Annotated in this window: 10 protein-coding genes and 1 pseudogene; 2 read left to right on the top strand and 9 right to left on the bottom strand. The window is 70.2% G+C overall.

From position 1 onward, the window contains the following. Positions 1-4: 4 nt before the first annotated feature. The 3 genes from topA to BST17_RS13570 all read right to left on the bottom strand — a co-directional run bounded on the left by topA (position 5) and on the right by BST17_RS13570 (position 3827). Positions 5-2827: a type I DNA topoisomerase gene (gene topA, locus BST17_RS13560; RefSeq protein ID WP_083058645.1), complete on the bottom strand. Its 2823-nt coding sequence runs from the start codon at positions 2825-2827 to the stop codon at positions 5-7. 110 nt (positions 2828-2937) lie between these two features. Further along, positions 2938-3516: a hypothetical protein gene (locus BST17_RS13565; protein WP_083058648.1), complete on the bottom strand. Its 579-nt coding sequence runs from the start codon at positions 3514-3516 to the stop codon at positions 2938-2940. A 107-nt stretch (positions 3517-3623) separates the two neighbouring features. Further along, entirely contained in the window at positions 3624-3827 is a 204-nt protein-coding gene (locus BST17_RS13570; RefSeq protein WP_006243848.1) for a cold-shock protein, read from the bottom strand. Between the two features lie 257 nt (positions 3828-4084). Here BST17_RS13570 and BST17_RS13575 point away from each other — a divergent pair, with 257 nt between their 5' ends. Together BST17_RS13575 and BST17_RS13580 are read left to right on the top strand one after the other, a co-directional pair. Continuing rightward, the gene (locus BST17_RS13575; protein ID WP_083058651.1) at positions 4085-6448 is read left to right on the top strand and encodes a DNA 3'-5' helicase SftH; all 2364 of its coding nucleotides are present in this window, start codon (positions 4085-4087) and stop codon (positions 6446-6448) included. A 310-nt stretch (positions 6449-6758) separates the two neighbouring features. Next, positions 6759-7862 (top strand): PAS domain-containing protein, encoded by a 1104-nt coding sequence (locus BST17_RS13580; RefSeq protein WP_083058663.1) that lies wholly within the window; start codon positions 6759-6761, stop codon positions 7860-7862. A gap of 31 nt (positions 7863-7893) precedes the next feature. Here BST17_RS13580 and BST17_RS29655 read toward each other — a convergent pair. From BST17_RS29655 to BST17_RS13610, 6 genes and pseudogenes are all read right to left on the bottom strand, one after another. Then, positions 7894-8214 (bottom strand): annotated as a pseudogene (locus BST17_RS29655) (Rv3654c family TadE-like protein); the annotation flags it as partial. A 13-nt stretch (positions 8215-8227) separates the two neighbouring features. Beyond that, complete coding sequence (locus tag BST17_RS29660; protein ID WP_109750128.1) at positions 8228-8524, bottom strand: TadE family type IV pilus minor pilin; 297 nt, start codon at positions 8522-8524, stop codon at positions 8228-8230. Between the two features lie 23 nt (positions 8525-8547). Continuing rightward, the gene (locus BST17_RS13595; protein ID WP_109750129.1) at positions 8548-8712 is read right to left on the bottom strand and encodes a DUF4244 domain-containing protein; all 165 of its coding nucleotides are present in this window, start codon (positions 8710-8712) and stop codon (positions 8548-8550) included. Positions 8713-8782: 70 nt separating this feature from the next. Further along, complete coding sequence (locus BST17_RS13600; protein ID WP_083058670.1) at positions 8783-9334, bottom strand: type II secretion system F family protein; 552 nt, start codon at positions 9332-9334, stop codon at positions 8783-8785. Next, positions 9331-10110 carry a type II secretion system F family protein gene (locus tag BST17_RS13605; protein ID WP_083058673.1) on the bottom strand — a complete coding sequence of 260 codons (780 nt, stop codon included), beginning with the start codon at positions 10108-10110 and terminating at the stop codon, positions 9331-9333. Before BST17_RS13605 ends, BST17_RS13600 begins: the two co-directional genes overlap by 4 nt. Beyond that, a complete protein-coding gene (locus BST17_RS13610) occupies positions 10107-11267 on the bottom strand; it encodes a TadA family conjugal transfer-associated ATPase (RefSeq protein ID WP_083058676.1) in 1161 nt (386 codons plus the stop codon). The genes BST17_RS13605 and BST17_RS13610 overlap by 4 nt, the downstream gene beginning before the upstream one ends. Positions 11268-11333: the final 66 nt, after the last annotated feature.

The raw sequence follows: 11333 nt of genomic DNA on the forward strand, positions 1-11333 counted from the left end.
TCCCCTAGGCTTTCTTGGCGGCCTTCTTGGCAGGAGCCTTCTTGGCCGCGGTCTTCTTGGCCGCCTTCTTGGCAGGCGCCTTCTTGGCGGCCTTCTTGACCGGTCCGCGGGCGCGGCGGTCGGCAAGCAGCTCCGAGGCCCGCTCATCGGTGATGGACAGCACGTCATCACCCTTGCGCAGGCTGGCGTTGGTCTCCCCGTCGGTGACGTAGGGACCGAAGCGGCCGTCCTTGATCACCATCGGCTTGCCCGAGGCCGCATCGTTGCCCAGCTCGCGTAGCGGCGGGGTGGCCGCGCCCTGGCGGCCGCGCCGCTTGGGCTCGGCGTAGATCTTGAGTGCCTCGTCGAGGGTGATGGTGAACATCTGCTCCTCGGTGGCCAGCGACCGGGAGTCGGTGCCGCGCTTGAGGTATGGGCCGTACCGGCCGTTCTGCGCGGTGATCTCCTCGTTGTTGGCGGGGTCGACGCCGACGACGCGCGGCAGCGACAGCAGCTTGAGCGCGTCCTCCAGGGTGACGGTCTCCAGATCCATGGTGCGCAGCAGCGACCCGGTCCGCGGCTTCGGGCCCGTCGGCTTCTTGCCCTTCTTGGCGCCCACACCCGCGTCGGGATCCTCGGGCGGCTCGGGCAACACCTCGGTGACATACGGGCCGAAACGCCCGTCCTTGGCCACGATCTCGTGTCCGGTCTCCGGGTCGACACCGAGGGAGCGACCCTCTTGCGGTGTGGCGAAAGCCTTTTCGGCAAGCTCGAGGGTGAGCTCGTCGGGCGTCAGTTCATCCTTGAGGTTCGCGCGCTGCGGTTTGAGCTCACCCGGATTGTCCGGATCCTCGATCATCCGCTCCAGGTACGGGCCGTTGCGGCCGACCCGCACGTTGATCGCGCGACCCTGGTCATCGTCGAAGAGCTTGATGGAGTTGACCAGTCGGGCATCGATCTCTTCGAGGTTGCCACCGACCAGCTGCTTGAGACCACCCGCGCGGGCGATCGAGCCCTCCACCCCGTGCTCGCCGCCGAAGTAGAAGTTGTTGAGCCAGTTGGTCCGTCGCTCGTTACCGGAGGCGATCGCGTCGAGTTCGTCCTCCATGGCGGCGGTGAAGTCATAGTCGACCAGACGGCCGAAATGCTGCTCCAGCAGCCCGATCACCGCGAAGGCCACCCAGGACGGCACCAGCGCGCTGCCCTTCTTGTGGACATAACCGCGATCCTGGATGGTCTTGATGATCGACGAGTACGTCGACGGCCGGCCGATGCCGAGCTCCTCGAGCGCCTTGATCAGCGAGGCCTCGGTGTAACGGGCGGGCGGTGAGGTGGTGTGCCCATCGGCGGTCAGCTCTGCGGCGTCGACCCGCTGCCCCTGGGTGAGGTTGGGCAGTCGGCTCTCGGCATCATCGGATTCGCCGCCGGCCTGATCGTCGATGCTCTCGACGTAGGCCTTCAGGAAGCCCGGGAAGGTCAGCGTGCGTCCGCTGGCGTTGAAGACGACCTGCTCGCCCGAGCTGGCGGCGCCGGCGATGCGCAGGCTCAGCGTGGTGCCGCGGGCATCGGCCATCTGCGAGGCGACGGTGCGCTGCCAGATCAGCTCGTAGAGCCGGAACTCGTCGGCCTCCAGAGAGCTGTGCAGCTGGCCGGGGGTCTGGAACACGTCACCGGAGGGGCGGATCGCCTCGTGGGCCTCCTGCGCGTTCTTCACCTTGCGGGTGTACTGCCGCGGGGTGGGGTGCACGTACTCCGCGCCGTAGAGATCGCGGGCCTGGTTGCGCGCGGCGTTGATGGCCGACTCCGACAGCGTCGTGGAGTCGGTACGCATGTAGGTGATGTAGCCGTTCTCGTAGAGCCGCTGCGCGATGCTCATGGTGCGCTCGGAGGAGAACCGCAGCTTGCGGCCGGCCTCCTGCTGCAGCGTCGAGGTCATGAACGGCGCGTACGGCTTACGGGTGTAGGGCTTCTGCTCCACCGACGACACCGCCAGCTGCGCGCCGCGCAGCCCGTTGGCCAGCGCGGTGGCGGCGGCCTCGTCGAGGACCAGCACCTCGTCGGGTTTGCGCACCGCGCCGAGGGAGTCGAAGTCACGGCCGGCGGCGACCCGGCGGCCGTCGACGGTGTTCAGCCGCGCGGTGAAGCGCGGTGGGGAGGCGGACGGATCGGAGACCGAGGCGTCCAGTTCGGCGCTCACATCCCAGTAGCCGGCGCTGCGGAACGCCATCCGCTCGCGCTCCCGCTGCACGATGATGCGGGTCGCCACCGACTGCACCCGGCCGGCCGACAGCTTCGGGGCGACCTTCTTCCACAGCACCGGGGACACCTCGTAGCCGTACAGGCGGTCCAGGATGCGGCGGGTCTCCTGGGCGTCGACGAGGTCGATGTCCAGATCGCGCGGGCTCTCGGCGGCCGCCCGGATGGCCGGCTCGGTGATCTCGTGGAACACCATCCGCTTGACCGGGACCTTCGGCTTGAGCGTCTCCAGCAGGTGCCAGGCGATGGCCTCACCCTCGCGGTCACCGTCGGTGGCGAGGTAGAGCTCGTCGACACCCTTGAGCAGGTCCTTGAGCTCGGTGACCGTGCCCTTCTTGTCGGGGCTGACGATGTAGAGCGGTTCGAAGTCGGCGTCGACGTTCACCCCGAGCCGGGCCCACGGCTCCGACTTGTACTTCGCGGGGACGTCGGCGGCCGCCCGCGGCAGGTCGCGAATGTGGCCACGCGAGGATTCGACGATGTAATTGGAGCCCAGGTAGCCTGCGATCTTGCGTGCTTTGGTCGGCGACTCGACAATCACGAGCCGCCGAACGGTACCGGTGCCGGCCCGGCTCCGGTCGTCGTCAGCCACCTTCTTCTACTCTCCACTTCTGTGCTGCCAGGCAGTTCTGTCGTGCCCGGCAACTGACAATTTGGCATCCGGGGCGGGCATGTGCAAACTGGCTCGCCCGCCGCGACACCTTATATTCGCGGCCAGTGTGCGAACGCTTCGGCGTCCCCCGGGGGTTCCCCGACGTTCTCCACCAGCCGCGACAGCCGTCGGCGACCGCTCACCCGCAACGCCGGACGCGACCCCCGGGTACCGATCAGTGTCGGGGCGATTCCCACCCGCATCAGCGCCGATGCCAGCGGCGCGTGGGTGTCGGGTGCGTGCGGATCCAGTCCCAGCAAGTATCGGTCGGCCTCGGGCGTCCCGGCGGCCAGCGTCCAGGCCCGCAGGGCACGGGGACCGGGCAGCCAACTTCCCGGAACAGTTTTGACCGCACCGCGCGTCCAGGCGCCTGCGACCTCGACGAGCCGGGTGTCCAGCGCGGTGCGCACCAGCGGGGTGTTCTCGTCGGTACGGGCGATCTCGGGCGTCAACCCGGCCTCGGTGATCATCTCGGCCAGCCCGACCGCACGCCAGAGCCCGTCGACCACCACCGAGACCCGGGCCTGGTCACCGGCGATCACCACCTGCCCCTGGGCAGCCAGCAGCCCGGTCAGATCGGCGATGGCCGGGGGCACCGACTCCGCCGAGAAGAAGGACAGCTGGCTCACCCGGACGACACTATCGGGGGCGAGCGGAGCGACGGGGCAACGGGGCAACGGCGTCGGATACGAAAACACCCCCGGCTCGGCCGGGGGTGTCCTCGTATTGCGCTGGATCAGACGGCGCGGACGCCGGTGGCCTGGGGGCCCTTGGGGCTCTGGCCGACCTCGAACTCGACCTTCTGGTTCTCCTCCAGGGTGCGGAAGCCCGACCCCTGGATCTCCGTGTAGTGGACAAAAACGTCAGCGGAGCCGTCCTCGGGGGCGATGAAGCCGAAGCCCTTCTCCGCGTTGAACCACTTCACAGTTCCCTGTGGCATCTTTCGTACTTTCCTTCTCTTACCGGGTGCGGTTCACCGACGTCCGGTGTACCGGGCCCGTTCCGACCGCTTACCAACGCGTGTGTCGTCGGAACTCGACCCGACCTACAACCCTCGCAGGAACCGCGATCGCAACGACGATCCTGCGGGTGCCAAAACACGAACACAGAAGCTGCGACCACGTTCAGTCAACCACGTTCAACGCCCCAGCGACAGTCTCGGCACGATCAAGTAGTGAACAATTCACCTGGGGATACATGCTGGTGAACACCGAAGGGAGCGTCGTGTCCGCGCCGGGGACGAATACCGGGTCCGATTTCGGTCGTGACCTGCTGTCCTGCGCCGTCCGGGGCACCCCGGCCGACGAGCATCCGATCCGCCATGTCGAGGACATCCCGCCCCGGCGCAGCGCCACCCGGCCCTGGCCGGACTGGGCCGACCCCGATGTCGTGGCCGCCTTCGCCGATCGCGGGGTCGGCACACCGTGGTCGCATCAGGTGCAGGCCGCCGAGCTGGCGCACACCGGGCGGCACGTGGTGCTCTCCACCGGCACCGCCTCGGGCAAGTCGCTGGGCTACCAACTGCCGATCCTCACCGCGCTGGCCGCCGACCCGCGGGCCCGCGCCCTGTACCTGTCGCCCACCAAGGCCCTCGGCCACGACCAGCTGCGCGCCGCACACGGCCTGTGCGAGGAGGTGCCGGCACTGCGCGATGTCGCGCCGTGCGCCTATGACGGTGACGCCGGGACCGACCTGCGCCGCTTCGCCCGGGAACGCTCCCGGTGGATCTTCTCCAACCCGGACATGATCCACCTGTCGCTGCTGCGCAACCATGCCCGCTGGGCGGTGTTCCTGCGCAACCTCCGGTACATCGTCGTCGACGAATGTCACTACTACCGCGGTATCTTCGGCTCGAATGTGGCCCTGGTGCTGCGCAGGCTGTTGCGCTTGTGCGAGCGGTACTCCGGTTCGCCGACGGTGATCTTCGCCAGCGCCACCACCGCCGCACCGGCCGAGACGGCCGCCCAGCTGATCGGCCAGACCGTCACCGCGGTGACCGAGGACGGCTCGCCGCACGGCGGCCGGACGGTCGCGCTGTGGGAGCCGGCGCTGCTCGACGATCTGGTCGGCGAGAACGGCGCACCGGTGCGCCGGTCGGCCGGCGCCGAATCCGCGCGGGTGATGGCCGATCTGATCGCCGAGGGCGCGCGCACCCTGACGTTCGTGCGGTCCCGGCGCGGCGCGGAACTCACCGCGCTGGCCGCCGCGGCGCGTCTGGAAGAGGTGGCCCCCGATCTCGCCGACCGGGTCGCCTCCTACCGGGCGGGCTATCTCGCCGAGGACCGTCGCGCCCTGGAACAGGCGCTGTCCGAGGGCGAGCTGCGTGGCGTGGCCACCACCAACGCCCTTGAGCTGGGGGTCGACATCGCGGGCCTGGACGCCGTGGTGCTGGCCGGGTTTCCCGGCACCGTCACCTCGTTCTGGCAGCAGGCCGGGCGGTCCGGGCGGCGCGGTCAGAGCGCACTGATCGTGCTGGTCGCCCGCGACGACCCGCTGGACACCTACCTGGTGCACCACCCCCGCGCGCTGCTGGCCAGGCCCATCGAAAAGGTGGTGATCGATCCGGCCAATCCGTATGTGCTGGGTCCGCAGCTGCTGTGCGCGGCCACCGAACTGCCGTTGACCGATGCCGAGGTGCGGACCTGGGATGCCGAATCCGTCGCCGAAGCCCTTGTCGACGACGGATTGCTGCGTCGACGCGCCAACGGCTGGTTTCCGGCCCCGGAGATCGATCCGCATCCGGCGGTCGACATCCGGGGGTCCTCGGGCGGCCAGATCGCCATCCTGGAATCGGGGACCGGGCGCATCCTCGGGACGGCGGGCACCGGGCAGGCGCCGGCCTCGGTACATCCCGGGGCGGTGTACCTGCACCAGGGTGAGAGCTATGTCGTCGACAGCCTGGACTTCGAGGACGGTATCGCCCTGGTGCATGCCGAAGACCCCGGCTACACCACCGCGGCGCGGGAGGTCACCGACATCGCGGTGACCGGCGAAGGCGAGCGTCGCGCGCTGGGGCCGGTCACGGTCGGCGTCGTGCCGGTCTCGGTGTCCAACACCGTCACCGGGTATCTGCGTCGGCGCCTCGATGGCGAGGTCATCGATTTCATCGAGCTGGAGATGCCCACCAGGACGCTGGACACCGTCGCCGTGATGTGCACCATCAGCCCGGAGTTGTTGTACGCCAACGGGATAGATCCACTGCAGGTGCCCGGGTCGCTGCATGCGGCCGAGCACGCCGCCATCGGCCTGCTGCCGCTGGTGGCCAGCTGCGATCGGGGGGACATCGGTGGGGTGTCGACGGCGATCGGGCCGGAGGACGGGCTGCCGACGATCTTCGTCTACGACGGATATCCCGGCGGTGCGGGTTTCGCCGACCGCGGATATCGGCAGATGACGCTGTGGTGGGAGGCGACCGCGGCCGCGATCGAGGCGTGCGAATGCCCGGCGGGCTGCCCGTCGTGCGTGCAGTCACCGAAATGCGGGAACGGCAACGACCCGTTGGACAAGGCGGGAGCCGTGCGCGTGCTGCGCATGGTGCTCGGCGAGCTGGCCCGGCACTGACGCCGCGCTGCCCCCGACAGGAAGGTCCACCCCTCGTCGACCGTCTCGTCCTCGTCCGTGGCGCACCGCACCAGCACCGCCGAGCACACTTTCTACTGCGGGGAAACGGTCGGACAACGCGATCCGTTTCAGGCTCCGGCGAACCGGCGCAGACGGAAATTACCTTTTCACCGTGTCCCCTGCAACTCACGTGACACCCAGCGACCGGCATTCGGCGTCTCCAAATGCGGGTCGAACTGCCGAATTCCACTGATTCCGAAGGTCGAGCAAACGCCGGGCAGCGCGGCCACGGACGGTTAAACTCGCACCCATGGACCACGACTGGCTGCTCGTGGAGACACTGGGGGACGAACCTGCCGTCGTGGCGCAGGGGTCCAGGACCAAGAACCTCGTCCCGATCAGCACTTTTCTGCGCCGCAATCCGCATCTGATGGCCATCCAGTCGGCCATCGGCGAGACGGTGCGCGCCGGTCACGCGCTGAGCAGCATCACCCCCAAACACGACCGCGTGATCCGCACCGAGGTGGTGCAGATGTCCGACGGCGTGATCCACGGCGTACATCTGTGGGTCGGGCCGCCGGGCGCCGAGCCACCCGAGCGCCCGGTCCCCGGTCCGCTCAAGTGGGACCTGAGCACCGGGATCGCCACCGACACACCGGAATCGTTGGCCAACTCCGGTCGTGACGTCAGCGTCGAGGCGACCCAGGGCCGAGCCTTCGCCGAGGATTTGCCGGCCCGCGCGTTGAACCCCAACGAGTCCAAGGTGCTGTCCATGGTCATCCGGGCCAAGCCAGGGAACTTCCTGTGCAGCACCTGGAATGTCGTGGACTACCGCGGGCAGCCGATCACCGTCGGGTTCGTCGCCCGGGCGGTCAGCGAACAGCAGGACGACGGCAGCGAGCGGTTGATCTGCCGGGCGATGAACTGGCGTAGCGTCGTCGAGGGCCCGGTGGTGCAGCCCGACGACCTGGCGCAGCGGATCCTCAACGGTCTGGCCACCCCGGGGGTGCATCGCGCGATCGTCGACCTGAACCACTGGCGGCTGCTGAAGTGGCTGGACAAGCCGTGCCCCTTCTACGACTGGCGGGCCGGCGAAAAGGGCCAGAGTGTGCTGCATCCCGGCGACGAACACCACGTGCTCTCGATGGCGAAGGAGTTCGTGAACGGACCGACCGCGCGGGTGCTGCGCCTGCCTGCGCACGGCGGCGGCTTCACGCCGGTCCACGTCACCGTGAATCGCATCGAGCTCGACGACGAGACCTATGCCGCGCTGTTGTCGATGCGGTTGCCCACCGACGAGGAGATCGCCGCCGCCGAGCACGGTGCGACCGTGGTCGACGGTGCCGAGTCGGGCACCAGGGCGGCGTTCAAATCCATTCTGCGGTTGGGTCGCTCGGCCGATCACGCCGGCTGACCGGGTCCGATCGCGCCTGTGGGCCTGGCGATCATGCCGGCCGACCGGGTCCGGCGCGGGCGCGCGCTTGGGCGCTACCGCCGGGCAGGGCGGTGCCGACCTCGACGGCCACCAGCACGTCGAGCCCGTCGATCGCGCAGTCGGTGAGTGTCACGCTGTTCGACGCGGCCACCGAACCGGCTGTGGCACAGGCATCGTGGCGACCCGTGACCAGAGTGGCGGCGCCGGCCAGCGCGGCCAGGTCAGCCGCCGAATGCGCCCGGTGCCGCGAGATCACCACCGAGCCGAGCATCGTCACGCCGACGGTCACCGCCAGCAGCAGCGCGATGAGCGCGACCGCCGCCAGGGTGGCCGAGCCGGTCTCCTCAGCCGCCCGGCTCGACGGCCGCCACCGCCGCGGCGGTGATGGTGATCCCCGGCAACAGCGCCGCCGTCGTGGCGACCCGGGCCACCACGAAGGATCCGTCGCGGTCCAGCGAAACCGTGGCGCCAGAGGGGCCGACCTTGCGGGCCGCGGCGATGCCGTCGTCTCCGCGGGCGGCCAGCCTGGCCGCCTCACGGGCGGCGTCGACGCACCTGATCTGCAGCACGGTGGCGTTGATACCGGCCAGACACACCACCAGTACCGCAACCAGCGCCGCGATTGCGAAAGCGGCCTCCACCGTGACGGCACCGGAATCACCGCTCAGACATCGGTGTTCAGCGCCCTGGCGATGATGTTGGATAGCGCGGTGACGATCGAGTCGCCGGTCACCACGGTGTACAGGATCGCGCCGAACGCCGCGGCCGCGATCGTGCCGATGGCGTATTCCACGGTGCTCATCCCGGATTCGTCGGTGGCGGCCTCCATGATGCGCGCCTGCGCCGTCCGAACAGCGTTGTGCCACCGAATCTTCGATTTCATCAAGGGTTCCTCTCACTCAGAGACCTGACATCAGGTCACCGGCCAGGCCGGCCACCACCGGGACGATTCCCAGGCAGACGAAGGCGGGCAGGTAGCACAGCCCCAGCGGACCGGCGATCAGCACCGCGGCCCGCTCGGCGGCGGCATCGGCCACCGACCCGGCGTCGGTGCGCATCTGATCGGCCAGTTCGGCGACGCTGTCGGCCAGGGCCGCCCCCGAGACCGCCGAGCGCCGGGCCAGCCGGGCCAGCGCCGCCCCGTGCGGGTCGGCCTCGGCGCCGGGATCGGCCCAGGCCCGGTCGCTTCCGGCGCCCAACGTGAGCAGGTGCGCGGCGCGGGTCAGCTGCGCTCGCAACAGGGGCGGAGCCAGCGGCGCGGCGGCCGCCGTGGCCCTGGCCGTGGCCATCCCCGCTGACAGGCAGGCCGAGAGCACATCGAGACACGAGGCGGCAGCCAGCGGATCCGGCGGCACGCTGGGTTCGGCGGCCGCGGCCCCGGTCCCGCGCATCCTCGCCGGGCCCGCCCCCACCAGCATCGCGGCGGCGAGCAGCACGGCCGCCCAGCTCATGCCGCCACCCCGGCGATGATCCGGTCCGACCAGAACAGGCCCAGGCACGACAGACCCACCCCGATGAGAAGCACCACGCCGCCCGTTCCGCCGGACAGCAGGAACTGAACTGGTCGGGCACCTATCAGTTGGCCCAGCGCGATGCCGAGAACGGGCATACCGGCGAGCACCGCGGCCGTGGTGCGCGGACCGGCGAGTCCGGCGTCCAACCGCTGCCGGAACCGGCTGCGTTCGATGATGTCGTGCTGGGCCGCGCGCATGAGCGTGGCGATCGCCACGCCGTGCACCGCAGCCAACTGCCAGCAGACCGCGATCCGTTGCCACTGCGCCGGTATCGCCGAATGCGCTGCCATCGATTGCAACCCGACCGCGATGTCGGCACCGAGCCGTCCGCGCGCGGACACCTCGTCCAGGCACGGACCGACCCGGCCGCCGACCTCCGCGGCCGCGGCCGCCAGTGCCGCGACCGGGTGCGCGCCCACCCGTAGTTCGCCCACCAGGATGTCCAATGCGTCACGTAGATCGGCGGATTCGGCATCGCGAGCCGATCTGCGCGCCGCACGCCGTCGCCGACACACCACCGTGCCCGCGACGATCACACCGGCCAGCACGGTGGTCGGCTCCAGCACCACCAGGCCGACCACGATGGCGGGCACCACCGACCACACGGTGCCGAGCCGCGGTGCGCGGATCCGGGTTGCGGTGACGAGCCGGTGCCGCGCAGGGGCGGGCGTGATCAGCAGGCCCAGTGCCAGCAGGACCGCCGCGGTGATCATCCGGCCTCCCGGCCGTCGAGCAGCGCCCGCAATTGCGCCATCCCGCAGTCGAATCCACGACCGACGTGCCAGGCGGTGCGCGCCCGCACCCATCCGTCGGCATCGCGTCCGAGGACGGCGATCTCACTCAGTCGCCGCGCCCCGTGCCGGTCGCGTCCGACGTGCAGCACCACCTGGACGGCGGCGGCGAGTTGGCTGTGCAGCGCGGCCCGGTCCAGGCCACCGAGGCCTGCCAATGCCTCCAGCCGGGCCGGGACCTCGCCCGCGCTGTTGGCGTGGACGGTGCCGGCGCCGCCGTCATGGCCGGTGTTCAGCGCGGTCAACAGGTCCACCACCTCGGCGCCGCGGACCTCGCCGACCACGATGCGGTCGGGTCGCATGCGCAGCGCCTGGCGCACCAGATCGCGCACCGTGACTTCGCCGACGCCCTCGATGTTCGCCCCGCGGGCCACCAGTTTCACCACGTGGGGATGCTGCGGCGCGAGCTCGGCGGCATCCTCGACACAGATGATCCGCTCCCGGTCGGCGACCGTCCCCAGGACCGCCGACAGCAGCGTGGTCTTTCCCGCGCCCGTACCCCCGCAGATCAGAAAGGCCAACCGGGCACCGACCACCTGGGCCAGCAGATCGGCCGCCGGCGCTGCGATGGCTCCGGCACCGATGAGGGCGCTCAGATCCTGGCGGGCCGGCCGCAGTACCCGCAGCGAGATGCAGGTGCCCGCGGAGGCGACCGGCGGCAGCACGGCGTGCAGGCGGACCGGGTCGGTACCCAGACAGGTCAGATGGGCATCCACCCAGGGTTGGCTGTCATCGAGTCGACGGCCGGCCGACAGCGCGAGCCGCTGCGCCAGCCGGCGCACCGCGTCCTCGTCGGGAAATCGGACAGCGCTGCGCCGCAGGCCGTCACCGTCGTCCACCCAGACCGCATCGGGCGCGGTGACCAGGACGTCGGTGGTGCCCGCGGCCCATAGCAGCGGGTCGAGCAGACCGGCACCGGTGAGCTCGGTGGCCAGGCTGCGCATACTGCTGAGCACCTCGGTATCGCCGAGCAGCCCGCCGGACTCGGCGCGGATGGCCTCGGCTACCACGGCGGGACGCAACGGACTCCCCTCGCCGGCAAGGCGTTCCCGGACCCGGTCGATCAGCGCGTCGCTCATGCGGTCCCCTCGCAAGCTCGGGCCCCGCATGCCACCCCTCGATTCGCTCCGCAAGCGTCGCTCATG

Origin of the sequence: Mycolicibacterium bacteremicum (assembly GCF_002086115.1) — a bacterium.
Taxonomy (GTDB): domain Bacteria; phylum Actinomycetota; class Actinomycetes; order Mycobacteriales; family Mycobacteriaceae; genus Mycobacterium; species Mycobacterium bacteremicum.

Coding starts and splice junctions, on each gene's coding strand:
- BST17_RS13610 (WP_083058676.1), bottom strand. CDS start 11,267: ATGAGCGACGCGCTGATCGACCGGGTCCGGGAACGCCTTGCCGGCGAG.
- BST17_RS13575 (WP_083058651.1), top strand. CDS start 4,085: ATGCTGGTGAACACCGAAGGGAGCGTCGTGTCCGCGCCGGGGACGAAT.
- BST17_RS13600 (WP_083058670.1), bottom strand. CDS start 9,334: ATGAGCTGGGCGGCCGTGCTGCTCGCCGCCGCGATGCTGGTGGGGGCG.
- BST17_RS13570 (WP_006243848.1), bottom strand. CDS start 3,827: ATGCCACAGGGAACTGTGAAGTGGTTCAACGCGGAGAAGGGCTTCGGC.
- BST17_RS13595 (WP_109750129.1), bottom strand. CDS start 8,712: ATGGAGGCCGCCACCGACGAATCCGGGATGAGCACCGTGGAATACGCC.
- BST17_RS13605 (WP_083058673.1), bottom strand. CDS start 10,110: ATGATCACCGCGGCGGTCCTGCTGGCACTGGGCCTGCTGATCACGCCC.
- BST17_RS13580 (WP_083058663.1), top strand. CDS start 6,759: ATGGACCACGACTGGCTGCTCGTGGAGACACTGGGGGACGAACCTGCC.